Source organism: Flavobacterium rarum (SeqCode) (assembly GCF_965234445.1).
Taxonomy (GTDB): Bacteria; Bacteroidota; Bacteroidia; order Flavobacteriales; family Flavobacteriaceae; genus Flavobacterium; species Flavobacterium rarum.
Genome location: NZ_OZ248479.1, coordinates 401,300 through 418,440, shown reverse-complemented (window position 1 = coordinate 418,440; position 17,141 = coordinate 401,300). Strand labels below are relative to the sequence as shown.

13 protein-coding genes are annotated in these 17,141 nt (G+C 33.6%); 10 read left to right on the top strand and 3 right to left on the bottom strand.

From position 1 onward, the window contains the following. Nucleotides 1–15: 15 nt before the first annotated feature. The 8 genes from AC8GF4_RS01675 to AC8GF4_RS01640 all read left to right on the top strand — a co-directional run bounded on the left by AC8GF4_RS01675 (nt 16) and on the right by AC8GF4_RS01640 (nt 10,682). Entirely contained in the window at nt 16–789 is a 774-nt protein-coding gene (locus AC8GF4_RS01675; protein ID WP_506592157.1) for a DUF3108 domain-containing protein, read from the top strand. After that, a complete protein-coding gene (locus AC8GF4_RS01670) occupies nt 786–1,724 on the top strand; it encodes a tryptophan 2,3-dioxygenase family protein (RefSeq protein ID WP_506592155.1) in 939 nt (312 codons plus the stop codon). The genes AC8GF4_RS01675 and AC8GF4_RS01670 overlap by 4 nt, the downstream gene beginning before the upstream one ends. Nucleotides 1,725–1,735: 11 nt before the next feature. Then, on the top strand, nt 1,736–2,953 hold the full coding sequence (locus AC8GF4_RS01665) for a M23 family metallopeptidase (RefSeq protein ID WP_506592153.1): 1,218 nt from the start codon (nt 1,736–1,738) through the stop codon (nt 2,951–2,953). A gap of 252 nt (nt 2,954–3,205) precedes the next feature. Then, the gene (pgi, locus tag AC8GF4_RS01660) at nt 3,206–4,849 is read left to right on the top strand and encodes a glucose-6-phosphate isomerase (RefSeq protein WP_506592151.1); all 1,644 of its coding nucleotides are present in this window, start codon (nt 3,206–3,208) and stop codon (nt 4,847–4,849) included. Nucleotides 4,850–5,148: 299 nt separating this feature from the next. After that, nucleotides 5,149–8,478, top strand: a complete 3,330-nt coding sequence (locus tag AC8GF4_RS01655; protein ID WP_506592149.1) for a TonB-dependent receptor — start codon at nt 5,149–5,151, stop codon at nt 8,476–8,478. A gap of 49 nt (nt 8,479–8,527) precedes the next feature. Next, nucleotides 8,528–9,595, top strand: a complete 1,068-nt coding sequence (locus tag AC8GF4_RS01650; RefSeq protein ID WP_506592147.1) for a fasciclin domain-containing protein — start codon at nt 8,528–8,530, stop codon at nt 9,593–9,595. A gap of 89 nt (nt 9,596–9,684) precedes the next feature. Further along, nucleotides 9,685–10,107: a hypothetical protein gene (locus AC8GF4_RS01645; RefSeq protein WP_506592145.1), complete on the top strand. Its 423-nt coding sequence runs from the start codon at nt 9,685–9,687 to the stop codon at nt 10,105–10,107. Nucleotides 10,108–10,187: 80 nt separating this feature from the next. Continuing rightward, complete coding sequence (locus AC8GF4_RS01640) at nt 10,188–10,682, top strand: septal ring lytic transglycosylase RlpA family protein (RefSeq protein WP_506592143.1); 495 nt, start codon at nt 10,188–10,190, stop codon at nt 10,680–10,682. A 2-nt stretch (nt 10,683–10,684) separates the two neighbouring features. Here the strand turns inward: AC8GF4_RS01640 and AC8GF4_RS01635 are convergent, their stop codons facing one another. Next, nucleotides 10,685–11,152 (bottom strand): CYTH domain-containing protein, encoded by a 468-nt coding sequence (locus AC8GF4_RS01635; RefSeq protein WP_506592141.1) that lies wholly within the window; start codon nt 11,150–11,152, stop codon nt 10,685–10,687. Between the two features lie 153 nt (nt 11,153–11,305). Between AC8GF4_RS01635 and dinB the strand changes: the two genes are divergently transcribed. Then, nucleotides 11,306–12,388, top strand: coding sequence for a DNA polymerase IV (dinB, locus tag AC8GF4_RS01630; RefSeq protein ID WP_506592139.1), 1,083 nt, complete (start codon nt 11,306–11,308; stop codon nt 12,386–12,388). A gap of 114 nt (nt 12,389–12,502) precedes the next feature. Further along, the gene (locus AC8GF4_RS01625; protein ID WP_506592137.1) at nt 12,503–13,018 is read left to right on the top strand and encodes a PAS domain-containing protein; all 516 of its coding nucleotides are present in this window, start codon (nt 12,503–12,505) and stop codon (nt 13,016–13,018) included. 37 nt (nt 13,019–13,055) lie between these two features. Here the strand turns inward: AC8GF4_RS01625 and mfd are convergent, their stop codons facing one another. After that, complete coding sequence (gene mfd / locus AC8GF4_RS01620; RefSeq protein ID WP_506592135.1) at nt 13,056–16,424, bottom strand: transcription-repair coupling factor; 3,369 nt, start codon at nt 16,422–16,424, stop codon at nt 13,056–13,058. Then, nucleotides 16,417–17,058, bottom strand: a complete 642-nt coding sequence (locus AC8GF4_RS01615; RefSeq protein WP_506592133.1) for a hypothetical protein — start codon at nt 17,056–17,058, stop codon at nt 16,417–16,419. The genes mfd and AC8GF4_RS01615 overlap by 8 nt, the downstream gene beginning before the upstream one ends. Nucleotides 17,059–17,141 lie beyond the last annotated feature (83 nt).

Below are 17,141 nucleotides of genomic sequence, written 5' to 3'. Positions count from 1 at the left end.
TAGACATCGAATCCAATGAAAAAAATTATAATTTTCTTAGTAGTGATCATCACTTTAGGTTTCGACTCTCAAAAAGACGAAGCCTTTGCAGTTGGAGAATTTCTAAAATTCAAAGTGCATTACGGTATAATAAATGCGGGTTATGCTACAATCGAAGTTCAAGAGGCCACTTTAAATAACCAAGCTGTTTATCATGTTGTTGGAAAAGGATATTCTACAGGCATGACCAAGTTTTTTTTTAATGTAGAAGATGTTTACGAAAGCTACATAGATAAAAACACTAGAAATCCATACAAGTTTGTTCGAAAAATAAACGAAGGAGGATACACCAAAAATCAAGAAGGCTTTTTTAATCAAAAGACCAATAAAGTTCTAGTAAAAGATTACAAACACAAAAATGAAAAATCTTTTGACTTTCCCAAAAATACTCAAGACATTTTATCGTCATTTTATTATTTACGGAATTACCCGAATATAAATAAAATCAAAGAAGGCGAATCCGTTATTATAGACATGTTTTTTGACGGTGAGATTACAAAATTTAAGTTAAAATTCATCGGTAGAGAAGATATTAAAACTAAATTTGGACTTGTTTCGACAATGATTTTTAGACCTTTGGTGCAGTCTGGACGGATATTCAAAGAAGAAGAAAGTTTAACAATTTGGATTTCAGATGACTATAATAAGATACCCATCCGAATAAAAGCCAGCCTTTTGGTAGGGTCTTTAAAGGCCGATTTGGAAGAATACAAAGGATTGAATAATCCGTTTAAAATTAAATCAAAATGACAATTAATGATACCACAGCATCAATTTTGGATGAAATTGATCATAAATTCCAAGCTATAAATCAAAAAACAGAGACGCATCTTGAAGGATTACTTTGGTCCAAACCCATAACCTATTGGGATTACATTCAAACAGATGCGCTATTGAATTTGCAAATTCAAAGAACAACATTGCCCGACGAGATGGTTTTTATTATGTACCATCAGGTCAATGAATTGCTTTTTAAAATGATACTTTGGGAAATGCATCAAATCTCTTATGCCGAAAAATTAACAACGGAATTTTTTACAGAGCGGTTAATGAGAATAAGTCGTTATTTTGATATGTTGACCACTTCATTTGATATAATGGGAGACGGTATGGAAGTAGAACAATACATGAAATTTAGAAATACACTAACTCCTGCAAGTGGTTTTCAAAGTGCACAATATAGAATGATTGAAATTGCGTCGACCGATTTAATCAATCTTATCGATTACCGTTTTCGAGCAACTATTGATAGAAACACCCCTTATGAACATGCCCTTGATCACATGTATTGGCAAGCTGCAGGCAAAGATCATCAAACGGGAGAAAAATCATATTTGTTATTAGAATTTGAACGCAAATACAAAGCCACTTTTATCACTCAGATGAAAGAATACAACACTATAAATCTTTGGCAAAAATTCAAGCAACTACCAGAATCCGATCAAAAGAATGAAGATTTGATTATAGCAATGCGTCATTACGATCATACCGTAAACATTACTTGGGTAATGGGCCATCTTAATGCAGCCAGAAAATACATTGACAATGGTAAAGGAGACGGTGAAGCCACTGGTGGTAGTGATTGGAAAAAGTATATGCACCCCAAATACCAAAGAAGGATTTTTTTTCCAGAATTATGGAATGAAGAAGAGTTGGCCAATTGGGGAGTAGAAAAATTAAGCTAAAAGAGTAAGATTTGAAACATATAATTGTAATTTTAGTCGTACTGTTTTCCTTTGTATCTTGCAACAAGAATGAGGATATTTTGGAGAGTCAATCTATCCCAAAATCAAAAAAGAGTGATTTTGGCTTTAAATTTTCGGATTTTAATGTTGTCCAAGATTCTGTAAAATCTGGTGATACTTTTGGAAGCATTTTGCAAAATCAAAATATTGGCGACAAAAAAGTATTCGATATTGTCGCTCAAGTAAAAGACACATTTGATGTTCGAACCATTAGAATAAACAAACATTACACCCTACTCCGATCTAAAAACAAAACAAATTCACTCGCTGTTTTTATATATCAACCTGATGCCTTAAATTATTATGTTGTGGATTTGCGCGATTCAATAGCAATAGCCTTTAAAAAAACAAAACCACTAACTCTAAAACGAAGAACAATTGGTGGCATCCTTAAAGGATCATTGTCAGAAACTCTAGAATCAGCAAAAGTTGAAGGAGCATTAGCCACTAGGATTTCAAAGATTTTTGCCTGGTCAGTCGATTTCTTTAAAGTTAAAAAAGGAGATCGATTTGGACTGACATTTACTGAAAGATATATTAATGATTCTATTTATGATGGCGTTGATAGTCTTGAAGCTGCCTTTTTTGAATATAAAGGAAAGATTATTTATGCTTTTCCATTTGAACAGAATCCAGGTTCTGGGAAAATGGATTATTATGATGAAGACGGCAAAACATTGAAAAACTTCTTTTTAAAAACGCCCATTAAATTTAGTCGTATTTCTTCCCGTTTTACTTCAAATCGATTTCATCCTGTGCAACAAATATGGAAAGCGCACAAAGGAACCGATTATGCAGCACCAACTGGCACACCTATATCTACAACTGCTGCAGGAATTATTGAACAAACCGGTTATACTGCGGGTAATGGGAATTTTGTAAAAGTTAAACATAATAAAACCTATTCTACACAATATTTACACATGTCCAGAATATTGGTAAGACGAGGACAACATGTAAATCAAGGGCAAACTATCGGATTGGTAGGAAGTACAGGATTAGCATCTGGACCACATGTATGTTATCGTTTTTGGAAAAATGGCGTACAAGTCGATGCATTGCGATTAAAATTACCAAATGGCGAACCGATGAATTCGAGAAACAAAGAACGATTCCTAAAACAAATCGAACCATTGAAATTCGAATTGGATAGTGTTTCCAATTTATAAGTTTTTAAAAATAAAGAATCATTCCAAGATAAGACTTCCTTAATAAGAATATCTAAAAAATTTTGTGCAGATTTCTCAATTTAACATGGTTTACTCCGTATTAAATTGAGAAATCTTTTTCATTATTTACAGATGGTTGTTTATTTTGTATAGGAAGCAATTTAAACATTTAATCGTTTTATAATGTTCTGATTTTAGCCCAGTCAAACTTATTTCAGTAAATTTGCACAATTCTAAAAAAACTAAAATAAAATGGCTTTACAAACAATAAACCCAACCGAAACTAAAGCTTGGAAAAAGCTTCAATCTCATTATACTCAAATACAAAAAGCTTCAATGGCAGCAATGTTTGAAGCAGATACAGAAAGAGCCAAGAAATTTCATTTGAAATGGAATGATTTTTTGGTTGATTACTCCAAAAACAGAATCAATCAAGAAACAATTGATTTGCTGCTTGAATTGGCAAACGAAACCGGATTAAAAAATGCAATCTCCGATTATTTTGGTGGAGCCATAATCAATCAAACAGAAAATCGTGCTGTTTTGCATACTGCTTTGCGTGCACCAGCAACGGCTGTCGTAAATGTAGATGATGTAAATGTTATGCCAGAAGTATACGAAGTAAAAAACAAAGTAAAAACGTTTACAAACGAAGTAACCTCAGGACAAAGAACAGGATACACCGGAAAGCCATTTACCGATATCGTTAATATAGGTATTGGTGGTTCTGATTTAGGACCTGTAATGGCAGTTGAAGCTCTACAATATTATAAAAATCATTTGAATCTTCATTTTGTATCTAATGTTGATGGAGATCATGTCAATGAAATTATCAAAAAACTAAATCCAGAAACTACCTTATTTGTTATTGTTTCTAAAACTTTTACAACACAAGAAACCTTAACCAATTCGGAGACTATCAAAGCTTGGTTTTTGAAATCGGCAAAACAGGAAGATGTTGCCAAACATTTTGTGGCGGTTTCAACCAATTTACAAAAAGTAACCGAATTTGGTATTAATCCAGATAACGTATTCCCAATGTGGGACTGGGTTGGAGGACGTTTTTCTCTTTGGAGTGCCGTGGGACTTTCTATCAGTTTAGCAGTTGGTTTTGACAACTTCAATGATTTACTAAGTGGTGCCAATGAAATGGACGAACATTTCAAAACAGCTGATTTTGATAAAAACATTCCTGTAACACTTGCTTTATTAAGTGTTTGGTACAATAATTTTTTTGGTGCCGAAAGTGAAGCATTGATTCCTTATACCCAATACTTGCAAAAACTAGCGCCTTATTTGCAACAAGGTACTATGGAAAGTAATGGTAAAAGTGTAGGTCGCGATGGAAAACCGGTGAATTATGAAACGGGAACTATTATTTGGGGGGAACCTGGAACCAATGCACAACACGCCTTTTTTCAATTGATTCACCAAGGAACTAAATTGATTCCAACCGATTTTATTGGATTTGTAACACCATTATACGGAGATGAAGATCATCATGATAAATTGATGTCTAATTTTTTTGCTCAAACGGAAGCATTGATGAATGGAAAATCGCAAGAACAAGTGCAAGCTGAATTTGACAAGCAAGGATTAAGCGCAGAAAAAGCAAAAGAACTTTTGCCTTTCAAAGTATTTTCTGGAAACAAACCAACCAATACGATTTTGATTCAAAAATTGACCCCAAAATCTTTAGGTTCACTTATTGCAATGTACGAACATAAAATTTTTGTTCAAGGAATGATCTGGAACATCTTTAGTTTTGATCAATGGGGTGTAGAACTTGGAAAACAATTGGCCAATTCGATACTGGACGAAATCAATTCAAAACAAGTAAAAAATCACGATAGTTCAACCCAATTTTTATTGAATCATTTTTTAGAAAACAAATAGATTTTTTTTATATAAATTAATTAAGAAAAGCCTTGATATTTGAAAATCAGGGCTTTTTTTTGTCTAAAAACGAATATTTTTCCTAAGTATTCAAAATAAAAATACTTTTTTAAATCACTATGTTGTCATATTGTTAATTTTAACGCTGACATAAAAACAATATTACAAAATATTGATCAATTAATGCAAATATGTTTATTTACTATGCATGTGTAGTAAAAAGTTTAATTTCTTAATATGATCTTAACATTTACAGACTTATTTGTTATAATTTTGCCAAACTAAACAAACAAATTAATATGAAAAAAATCATCTTTATTTTTATTTTTTTCCTGTCGTTTATCGGTTATTCTCAGGTAACTACTTCAGGAATTTCAGGAACTGTGAAGAATGTAACTGGCGAAAAAATCACAGGAGCTTCAGTGCAAGTAATTCACATACCTACTGGAACTAAATACAATACTATCACCAACGCTACTGGTGGATACGCTGTTCAAGCAATTAAACCAGGAGGTCCTTATACTGTTAAGGTATCTTACATTGGTTCAAGAATTAGTGAGACAACAGAAATAACTGCTCCATTAGGAAACACAGTTACAGTGAACGTAGTGCTTGAAGACGAAACAAACCAACTAAAAGAGGTGGTAGTTACAATGTCTAAATCAAATAGTTCTTTTTCTAAAGGAAAAACAGGAGCTTCACAACAGTTCTCCAACAGACAAATTAATGCGGTACCGGTTATTGGATCTCGATCTATTACTGCTATTACCAAATACAATGCCAATGCGGGAAGCGGTGGTACTTTTGGAGGTCAAGACTCAAGATTAAACAACTTTACCATTGATGGTTCTGTTTTTAATAATGGTTTTGGTTTAGGAAATGATGCACAAGCGGGTGGTAGAACGGGTTCTACAGCAATCTCTCTAGATGCAATTGAACAATTACAAGTAAATATTGCTCCTTTTGATGTACGTCAAACTGGTTTTACAGGATCTGGAATCAACGCTGTAACTCGTAGTGGAACAAATGAGGTAGAAGGATCTGTTTACAACTCATTCCGAAATAATAAAGAAAGTTTCGTAGGAACTAAAGCAGGAGAATTAGAAATTGTACCTGCAACATTTGAAGAGACAATATGGGGAGCTAGAATTGGTCTACCTATTATTAAAGACAAATTATTCTTCTTTGGTAATTTCGAAACAATTGAAAATGTAAATCCAGCAACAACTTGGACATCTACAAATTCTCCAAATCCTAGTGGACAGGTTTCTGCTCCAACTTATGATCAAATGCAACAACTTTCGACGTTTATGCAAGATAAATTAGGATACACTACGGGTCCATGGGAAAATTTTGATTCTAAAAGAGAATCTAAAAAATTCCTTGGAAGGATAGATTGGAACATTAATGATGACCATAAACTTTCTGTTCGTTATGTTCATCATGATTCATCTTCTGATGTGGGTGTTTCTAATTCCAATTCTTTAGGATTTGGAAATAGAACTCAAAATGTGAATTCAATGGCTTTTAAAAACAGTGGTTATACCCTTGAAGATAACACCAGGTCTATAGTAGTACAATTGGACTCAAAATTATCAGAATCTTGGAGCAACAACTTTATTGCAGGATACGACTTGCAAATAGAAGACAGAGGACTTCAAGGTGGTGGTTTGTTTCCAACTATTGACATCAAAAATGGTACATCTAGTACAGTTGGGAATTTAACTTTCATGTCTGTTGGATTAGATCCTTTTACACAAGGAAATAAATTACGTTATTCTACAATACACTTTACAGACAATGTAACTAAAACTTTTGGCAAACATACTTTACTATTTGGTGCCAATTACGAACGTTTCAAATCAGAAAACTTATTCTTCCCTGGTTCAAACGGTGTTTATGTTTTTAATTCAGCTGATGATTTTTATGCTGCAGCCAATGAGTCAATTGCTTTGAATGGAGCTCCGTCTGTAAATGTACTTCCTGTAAGAACACAATTTAGATATTCTGCTTTGCCAGGAGGTGCTGAACCACTTCAAGTAATGGAGTCTAACAAAATAGATCTTTACATTCAGGATGACTTTAAAGTAACCGATGATTTAAAAATTACCTACGGTATCCGTGCTACAGCTGTGTCTTTCAAAGATACTGCTCTTGAAAATCCAGCTGTTACAGCAATGACTTTTGCTAATGGAGAAAAATTCAATACTGGAGATATGCCAAACACACAATATCTATTTGAACCTAGAGTAGGATTCAACTTAGATGTTGCTGGAGATTCAAAAACTCAAGTAAGAGGTGGAACAGGGATTTTTACAGGAAGACCTCCTTTTGTGTTCTTGTCAAATGCTATTGGAAACAATGGGGTGTTAACTGGGTTTGTTGATGCTAGTGATGCTAATGTAGGGCCTGGTGGATATGGATTTACTTCCAATCCAGCTCAATACTTTACACCTGCAACACCTACATTGCCATCTACTTTTGATTTGGCTTTTACAGATACCGACTATAAATTTCCTCAAGTTTGGAAAACAACTATTGCAGTAGATCAAAAATTACCTTTTGGTTTTGTTGGAACTGTTGAAGGAATTTTTAGCAAAAACATCAATGAAGTTGGTTATTACAATGCCAATTTAGCTAATCCTGTTGGAACAATTGCTGGTCCAGACAACAGACCATTGTATGCCGGAAATGACAATGGTGTTCGTATAAACAACAATGTTTCTAATGCTATTGTATTGACTAATACAAATCAAGGGTATTTTTATTCTACTACTTTTAAATTAGAGTATCCATATAGCAAAGGATTATGGGGTTCATTTTCTTATACTCATTCAGCCGCTTATGATTTACTTTCAGCTGGTTCTATTGCTTCTGGTTCTTGGACTGGTGCTAGATCTGTAAATGGGAATAATGATTTGGCTTTAAGTCTATCTAATAATAATACTCCGCATCGATATGTTGGTATTGTAGGATACAAAATTAATTATGGAACCAAATATGGTGGAGCAACTTCTATTAACTTAGGTTATATTGGAGAGCAAGCCAATCCATTTACGTATGCTTATGGAGGAGATTTAAATGGAGACAGAGTAAACGGAAATGATTTACTTTTTGTACCCTTAAAAGCTACAGACCTTAGATTTAGTACTATTACTCAAAATATAGCTGGAACTACAGTAGTATTGTATACTGAAGCACAACAACAAGAAGCTTTTGACAAATTTATAGATCAAGATTCTTATTTGTCAAAAAGAAGAGGTCAATATGTAGAAAGAAATTCAAATGTTTTACCAATGTTACATAAAATAGATCTTTCTGTAACTCAAGATTTTTATTTGACTATTGCAGGAAAGAAAAACAGTTTTCAATTTAGAGCCGATATCTTAAACTTTACAAACTTCTTGAATAGAGATTGGGGTATTTCTCAACGTGCTACTGCATCAAATATATTGAATGTTGCACAAGCACCAAGTGGAGCTAATGGTAATATTCCTTTTTATACTATGGCTTTGCAAACGGACAACGAAGGGAAAAGATTCTTAGCTAGAGACACTTTCCAGAAAAATGCCTCTACATTTGATGTTTGGCAAGCACAATTTACCTTAAGATATACTTTCGGAAAATAAAAATTAATTAAAAATAGACGAATCCTTTATAAACATAAAAATAACAATTATGAAATTTAAAAATCAAATCCTATATTTTGTTGCCATTTTATCGGTTGCATTAATGACTTTTTCTTGTACAAATGACGAAACCAAAACAGTAGTAAAACTTCCTTCTATAGTTGAGATAGCTAAAGCTGACCCTGCTAATTTTAGTATATTAGTAGATGCATTAAACAAAACTAGTTTGACAGCTTCATTGAGTAATCCAGGTTCTTATACGGTTTTCGCTCCTACAAATGCTGCTTTTACAGCCGCAGGGGTTACAAGTGCATCTATAAATGCTCTTGATCCAGTAGTTGATGCTCAAAAAATTCTTGATTTAAAATTATCACTTCAAAATCACATTATAGGAGTAGGAACAAGATCAGCAGATTTAGTTGCCACAGCTTCTTTTAAAACTTTTGGATTTTATAAAAGTGCTGCTGCGGCTTTTTCGGGAACTGCAAATTTAAATATGACCATTAGTAAAGTTGGAAGTGATATTGTAATTAATGCAGGTGCTACAAATGGAGGTGCTAAAATAACTACTGTAGATATTGAGGCCAACAATGGAATCGTACATGTAATTGATAACGTATTAAAACTGCCAACATTGGTAAATCAAATTGTATCAAATCCAAGTTTATCTTCTTTATTAGGAGTTGTAAGCACTCCTGCTCAAGCAAGTGTATTAACAACTTTAACAAATGCAACGGGTTCAGCAGCAATTACTGTATATGCTCCAAATAATGATGCTTTTACAGCAGCATTGGGAACTGGTGGTTCTTTAGTAGGTAAAACAGATGCTCAAGTTACAAACATCTTAAATTATCATTTACAAAGATCAAATAATACAGCTAGTTCAGCTAGTTCGTATACTAGTTCATCAGCATTCGCAGACGTAACAGTTAATACTTTATTTGCTGTATCTCCTGCTACTACTCCAGCTTCTTTCAGGGCATTCAAAATTACTAAGGGGACAGTTAAAATTACAGATTTAGTTACTCCAGTAGTTAATGGAAATATTAAGGTTATAAACATTCAAGCTACTAATGGTGTGATTCAAATTATTGACAAAGTGTTACAACCATTTTAAAATATTTTTTTTTCTAAAAAACCCAGAAATTTTTTCTGGGTTTTTTTATGACTTTTTTGCTTATATTTGTTTAAATTAAAAAACTATTTATGTACACTATTTTACAAAAAATGCATTCCGGTTGGGCCTATATTGCATTGTTAGTTCTTGTTATTGCTGTTGTTAATGCTATAATGGGAATGGTTTCCAAAAAAGAATTTACTGCTAAAGACAGAAAAATTGCATTGTTTGGTTTAATTGGAATACACACTCAATTGTTGATTGGTTTAATTTTATATTTTGTTTCTCCTCTTGGATTGGCATCTTTAGGTCAAATGTCTGATAAGGCTTTACGTTTGACTTCATTGGAACATCCGTTAATCAATCTTATCGCAATTGCCTTAATTACAATTGGTTGGTCAAAACATAAAAAATTAACAACAAGTGAATCAAAATTCAAAACCTTTTCAATATTTTATGGTTTAGGATTGGTACTCGTTTTGAGCAGAATTCCTTGGTCCCTTTGGTTTTAAAACATAAATAAAAGTCCTTAAAAGGGGCTTTTTTTTACTCTTTTTTTTTGCGACACAAAGTTTCACCTAATAGACTATAAATGAAAAAAATAATCTCATTGTTGTTTTTACTAGCCAATATTGGACTAGTAAGCAGTCAAAGTTCCATTATAAACAGCAAAAAATTTTCCATAAATAAAGATACCGTAAAAAAAGTACCTAAGATTGCTGAAAAAGAAGTTGAACCAATTGCTGTCGCCCCAGACTCTGTAATTGTTGAAACAGGTAAGTTTGTTTTTTTTAAGAAAAATGCTCACGCCTCTTATTATCACGATAAATTTAATGGCAAAAAAACAGCAAGCGGAAAACGATTTAACAATCAAAAACTAACTGCAGCTCATAGAAAATTTCCTTTCGGGACCAAACTTAAAATTACCAATGAAGCCAATGGCAAATCGGTTGTAGTTGAAGTAACAGATAGAGGCCCTTTTGCAAGAGGTAGAGAAATAGATTTAAGCAAAAAAGCCTTTATGGATATTACTTCCAATAAAAGCAGTGGTGCTGTAATTGTAAAAATTGAAGAATTACGAAAATAAAATCACCATTTTTTAAACGGATTGTTACTTAAGTAAGAATTGTAATATCGTTTGTCATTTGTAACTTCCTGACCCAACCAAATTGGTTTTTCAAAAGTTTCTGATTCCGATTTCAGTTCTATTTCGGCCATAACTAATCCTTCATTTTCTCCATAGAATTCATCAACTTCAAAAATATGATTGCCCGTTTTAATCTCAAAACGGGTTTTGTCAATGACTCCAGCTTCACATAAAAGCAATAATTTTTCGGCTTCATCTACAGGGATTTCTTTTTCCCATTCAAATCTGGATAAACCCGATTCATTTGATATTCCTTTTATAGTCAAATAACCCTTTTTCCCTTTTATACGAACACGAACCGTTCTCTCAGGCACGGCACTTAAATAGCCTTGCTTGATCCTATTTTGAGTAAACGTCTCATCTTTGAATGCATTCGAAGAGACCAAAAACTTTCTTTCAATTTCTACCATTTTCATAAATTTTATAAATCTAAAATCAGCAATCTAAAATCTAAAATCGTGCTGTTGTTCCCATCTGGGCTAGTCAGTGCATCAAAGATATTCATTTATTTTTTTAACAGTTCTTTCGTTCCATTTTTTTCAAAACGTTTCTAAATTTGTAACATGCTCGAACCGCTTCCAAATAGAAAAATCATACACATTGACATGGATGCCTTTTATGCTTCGGTGGAGCAAATGGACAATCCAGATTTAAGAGGAAAACCTATTGCAGTTGGAGGTGCTGAGAATCGAGGAGTAGTTTCTGCAGCGAGTTACGAAGCTAGAAAATTTGGTGTTCGCTCTGCTATAAGTGGTGTTTTGGCCAAAAAGTATTGCCCAGAATTAATTTTTGTAAAACCAAGATTTGATCGTTATAAAGAGATTTCAAAAAAAATACAAAAAATCTTCCGAGAATATACCGATTTGGTAGAACCACTATCTCTTGACGAAGCATATCTCGATGTTACCCAAAACAAAAAAGGAAATCCAAGTGCTAGTTTATTGGCACAAGAAATAAGAATGCGTATTTTTAATGAAGTCGGCTTAACCGCTTCGGCAGGGATTTCGGTCAATAAATTTGTTGCCAAAATTGCCAGTGATTACAATAAACCCAACGGCCAAAAAACCGTAAATCCAGATGAAGTTGTTCCGTTTTTGGAGGAATTGCCTATTCAAAAATTCTATGGAGTAGGGAAAGTAACTACCGAGAAAATGTATCAATTGGGCATTTTTACTGGATTGGATTTAAAAAGTAAATCGGTAGAATTCTTGGAAAAGCATTTTGGAAAATCGGGCAGTTTCTACTATAATGTCGTTCGAGGTATTCACAACAGCGAAGTAAAATCGGATCGAATTACAAAATCTGTAGCAGCAGAATATACTTTTGATATCAATCTGTCTTCTGAAATTTTTATGCTTGAAAAGCTTGAAAAAATTGCAACCGAATTGGAACGCCGTTTAAAAAAACATCAAATTGCCGGTAAAACAATAACGTTAAAAATAAAATACAGTGATTTTACACAACAAACTAGAAGTAAAACAATGCCCTATTTTATTTCGGATAAAGCGTTGATATTAGAAATTGTTAAAGAATTGTTGTTCCAAGAAAAGATGAAAGAATCCGTTCGTCTCCTCGGAATTTCTTTGAGTAACTTAAATACAGAAATTAAAAAAACGATAGTAGTACAACTAAAATTTGACTTTTAATATTGCTATATTGACGTTCAACAATAGTTAAACCCTTTAAAATCGCTGTTTTATTATTTTATTGTATTTATATTTGACGTCTTAAAGAAATATTAATGGTATAAAATAAAAATCATGAAAACTTTAACTGAACATGAAAATACTCTAACTAAGTATTTTAATTCTCTAAAAACGAATACAGTTCCATTAATATCTTGGGGTTTTAGTGCGACCTATCAAACAGAAATTAAAAATATTAACTTAGACTGTACTAAAATTGCTGTTCTTTCAAATTCAAAAAAATGGAAAAACACAACCTGGGATTTTAAAACCAAATTGGAAGAAAAAGTAATACTTATTACCGATGCCAATTTAAATATTGTTTTTGCTTCTCACTCTATGTACAAAATGAACGGCTATGTAGAACAAGAGGTATTGGGTAATAGTCCAAAAATGTTTCAAGGAAAAGATACAATTAAGGAAACTTCAAACGAAATTAGAGAAGCAATTACTCTGCAAAAACCATTCTTTAAAAAAGTATTAAATTATAAAAAAAACGGAGAAATTTATTATTGTACTATTGAAGGTCATCCAATTTTTAATAAAAAAGGAGAATTAGTAAATTTCATAGCCTTTGAAGAGGCCGCTTAAAACATTTTTAAAGTTTAAATTAAAAATTTTAATCAATTCATTCCCCACTCAATAACTTCATCATTTCTAATGCGGTTCTTGTGTTTTTGACATTATCAAAAGTCAACAACAGTCGTAAACCTACTGGGGTTTGTTTTTCTTTCATTACACAAATTTTACTGTGGGTTTGTACAAACTGAATCACTTTGTGAAAACGTGCAGAATGATAAAAATCGGATTGCTGATCGGATACAAAATAACCAATCATCTTCCCTTTTTTCATTACCAATTTCTCAATACCAACTCTGGTAGCAATCCATTTGATGCGAATGCTGTTCATCAAAGCTAAAGCTCTTGGTGGCATTGGCCCAAAACGGTCGATTAGTTTATTTTGAAAAATAACTAACTCTTCTTCGTTTTTTATAGCACCCAGCTCATTGTACAAACTCAATCGCTCTGTGACATTATTGATGTATTCGTCTGAAAACAACAGCTCAAAATCAGTATCAATTTGCAGGTCTTTTACATATTCTTTGGTTTCGATATTGCTTTCTTCGGGATATAAATCTTTGAATTCGTTTTCTTTCAATTCCTCGATGGCTTCATTCATGATTTTTTGGTAAGTGTCAAAACCAATGTCGTTGATGAAACCGCTTTGTTCTCCTCCCAATAAATCTCCTGCACCACGAATTTCAAGATCTTTCATGGCAATGTTCAAACCGCTTCCCAACTCGCTGAATTGCTCCAAAGCTTGAATTCGCTTTCGGGCATCTTCGGTCATGTGCGAATACGGCGGACAGATAAAATAACAAAATGCTTTCTTGTTGCTACGCCCTACTCGACCTCGCATTTGATGTAAATCTGACAATCCAAAATTATTCGCATTATTAATAAAAATGGTATTCGCATTCGGAACGTCCAATCCACTTTCGATAATAGTTGTGGCAACCAAAACATCAAATTCTCCGTTCATAAACGCCAGCATTAATTCTTCTAGCTTCGCGCCTTCCATTTGCCCGTGGCCAATTCCTACTCGGGCGTTGGGCACCAAGCGCTGTATCATTCCAGCAAATTCCTTAATATTTTCAATTCTATTATTGATAAAGAAAACCTGTCCGTTTCGCTGAATTTCATACGAAATCGCATCTCGAATCAGTTCTTCATTAAAACCAACCACATTGGTCTCAATTGGATATCTATTTGGTGGCGGTGTTGTAATTACCGATAAATCTCGTGCTGCCATCAACGAAAACTGTAAGGTTCTCGGGATTGGAGTCGCAGTCAAAGTCAAAGTGTCAACATTGGCCGCAATGGTTTTGAGTTTGTCTTTTACATTCACTCCAAATTTTTGTTCCTCATCTACAATCAATAATCCAAGGTCTTTGAAAACCACATTTTTGTTCACCAATTGGTGTGTTCCAATGACAATATCGAGTTTTCCTTCAGCCAATTGTTTGAGGGTTTCGGCTTTTTGTTTGGCGGTTCTAAAACGGTTTAAATAACCAATTGAAACGGGCATGTCTTTCAACCTTTCGGAAAAAGTGCGGTAATGTTGGTACGCCAAAATAGTTGTTGGCACCAAGACTGCTACTTGTTTTGAATTATCCACCGCCTTGAAAGCGGCACGAATTGCAACTTCGGTTTTACCAAATCCTACATCGCCACAAACCAAACGATCCATAGGACGCTCGCTTTCCATATCGGCTTTTACTTCTTGAGTCGATTTGGTTTGGTCGGGCGTATCTTCGTATATAAAGGAACTCTCCAACTCGTTTTGCAAATAACTGTCGGGAGCAAACTGGAATCCTTTCTCCAATCGACGTTTGGCATACAATTGAATCAAATTGAATGCAATATTTTTGACTCTGGCTTTGGTTTTTTGCTTTAAAGACTTCCAAGCATTCGAACCTAATTTATATATTTTTGGTGGCGTTCCGTCTTTTCCTGTATATTTTGAAATCTTGTGTAGCGAGTGAATGCTCACATACACGATATCATTATCAGCATATACCAGTTTGATTGCTTCTTGTGTTTTGCCTTCAACCTGTATTTTTTGCAGTCCACCAAACTTCCCAATTCCGTGATCGATATGCGTTACATAATCGCCTACGGACAAAGTCGTAAGTTCTTTTAAGGTTAGATTTTGTTTTTTGGAATAGCCGTTTTTGATGCTAAATTTATGATAACGCTCAAAAATTTGATGGTCGGTATAACAGACAATTTGATTTTCCTGATCGATGAAACCTTGATAAAGCGGCAAAACGATTGTCTTGTATTGCTTCCTGATGTTCTCTGAATTGGCTTCGTCAAGTGTTTCAAAAATGTCATGAAACCGTTTTGCCTGCGCTTCATTCGAACAAAACAGATAATTTTTGAGTCCATTAAACTGATTCTCACTCAGATTATTCAACAACAAATCAAACTGTTTATTGAACGATGGTTGAGGCTGTATGTGAAACTCAAACTTGTGAGCAATTTTAAAAACAGGTTTCGAATTGAATTCTACAATAGAGAAATCCAACGCTCTTTTTATAAATGACTTTTGATTCAAGAACAATTGTTCTGGAGTGGCGTGTTTGATGTCCTTGGATAATTTTTCAAAAGCTTCTTCGGCTCTGCTAAATTGTTTGTCCAATTCTGCCAAAAGATTTTCCGTGTTTTGAAGAAACAAAACAGTTCTTTCGGCAATATAATCCAGAAATGATTCTCTATTTTCTTGAAAAACTTTATTCTCTACATTCGGAATAATGGTTATTTTTTTCTTTTTTTCTAATGAAAGTTGCGTTCCAACATCAAAACTACGAATGCTTTCTACTTCATTTCCAAAAAATTCAATTCGATATGGATTATCATTCGAAAACGAAAACACATCGACAATTCCACCACGAACAGAGAATTCACCCGGTTCAGTTATAAAATCAACTCTTTTGAACTCGTATTCAAACAAAACTTCATTCAAGAAATCTATGGAGATTTTATCTCCAATTTCTACTTTCAAAGTGTTTTTATCCAAATCCTTTCGGGTCACTACTTTTTCAAAAAGTGCTTCGGGATAGGTAACAATTATGGCCGGTTTTATACGGGAGTTAATTCGGTTAAGAACCTCAGCTCTTAGCAAAACATTGGCATTGTCTGTTTCCTCAATTTGATAAGGCCTGCGAAATGATCCAGGATAAAACAACACATCCTGTTCTCCAACCATTTGTTCAAGGTCGTTTAAATAATAAGCGGCTTCTTCCTTATTATTTAAAACCAACATAAAAGGAAGTTCCGATTTTTTAAAAATAGACTGAATTACAAACGAAGTCGCCGATCCTACCAATCCCTCCAAATGTATTTTTACTTGATTCTTTTCCTGCAAACGAGCTACAATCTGAGCCGTTTTAGGTGAAGAATCATAAACCGAATATATAGTAGATTTACTCAACGTGCGCTTCGTTTGGATTTTTTGGACTAGTTGTACTTCCTGAATTACTTGGTGTCATTGGACTTCCAGACGGAATAGCTCTTGTAGTATCCAACATCATTAACAATTCCGACTCTCCAACTTCCATAGGGATTTTACTTTTTTCTACAATTTTGTCCATTTGCCTTTGTAATGAAACCAACTCAATATTAATTTCAGCTACCAATTTGGTGACTTTTTTATCCGAAACTTTATCAAGATTAATGTACAAATCCAACATTCGAACTTGAGTTGTCAATGTTGCTATTCTACTACGTATTTGTGGAGTGTCAAACTGATACGGTATATTAACATTCAAAGCCATTACCTTAGTTGATAATGTTTTAGCTTTCTTCTGAAAAGCAGTAATTGTTTTTTTTGGTTTAATGGCCAATTCATTCATAAAGGTTCGCCACTCAGGCCAAGTAGACATATTGGCTTCAGAAACTGCATTAATAGGAGTATCAAAAAAATTCCAGCCTTTGTTTATGGTTGCAAAAATTAATTCTTTCTTTTTTGCGTCTTTCAAGTTATCGGCAAGACGTTCCTCGTTGTCATTTTTACACGAAAACTGAATCAAAATCACTAAAAAAAGTAGCGTTAATTTATTGTTCATTTCTAATTTATTTGAAGTACAAAGTTACAAAGTAAATTTACAATGGCAATCAGAATATCAATGGCAAAAATCAATAGCAATGG

What these genes read in the sequence shown, in the direction of transcription:
- AC8GF4_RS01675 (WP_506592157.1), top strand. Translation starts at nt 16, where the DNA reads ATGAAAAAAATTATAATTTTCTTAGTAGTGATCATCACTTTAGGTTTC.
- AC8GF4_RS01670 (WP_506592155.1), top strand. Translation starts at nt 786, where the DNA reads ATGACAATTAATGATACCACAGCATCAATTTTGGATGAAATTGATCAT.
- pgi (WP_506592151.1), top strand. Translation starts at nt 3,206, where the DNA reads ATGGCTTTACAAACAATAAACCCAACCGAAACTAAAGCTTGGAAAAAG.
- AC8GF4_RS01655 (WP_506592149.1), top strand. Translation starts at nt 5,149, where the DNA reads ATGAAAAAAATCATCTTTATTTTTATTTTTTTCCTGTCGTTTATCGGT.
- AC8GF4_RS01650 (WP_506592147.1), top strand. Translation starts at nt 8,528, where the DNA reads ATGAAATTTAAAAATCAAATCCTATATTTTGTTGCCATTTTATCGGTT.
- AC8GF4_RS01645 (WP_506592145.1), top strand. Translation starts at nt 9,685, where the DNA reads ATGTACACTATTTTACAAAAAATGCATTCCGGTTGGGCCTATATTGCA.
- AC8GF4_RS01640 (WP_506592143.1), top strand. Translation starts at nt 10,188, where the DNA reads ATGAAAAAAATAATCTCATTGTTGTTTTTACTAGCCAATATTGGACTA.
- AC8GF4_RS01635 (WP_506592141.1), bottom strand. Translation starts at nt 11,152, where the DNA reads ATGGTAGAAATTGAAAGAAAGTTTTTGGTCTCTTCGAATGCATTCAAA.
- dinB (WP_506592139.1), top strand. Translation starts at nt 11,306, where the DNA reads ATGCTCGAACCGCTTCCAAATAGAAAAATCATACACATTGACATGGAT.
- AC8GF4_RS01625 (WP_506592137.1), top strand. Translation starts at nt 12,503, where the DNA reads ATGAAAACTTTAACTGAACATGAAAATACTCTAACTAAGTATTTTAAT.
- AC8GF4_RS01615 (WP_506592133.1), bottom strand. Translation starts at nt 17,058, where the DNA reads ATGAACAATAAATTAACGCTACTTTTTTTAGTGATTTTGATTCAGTTT.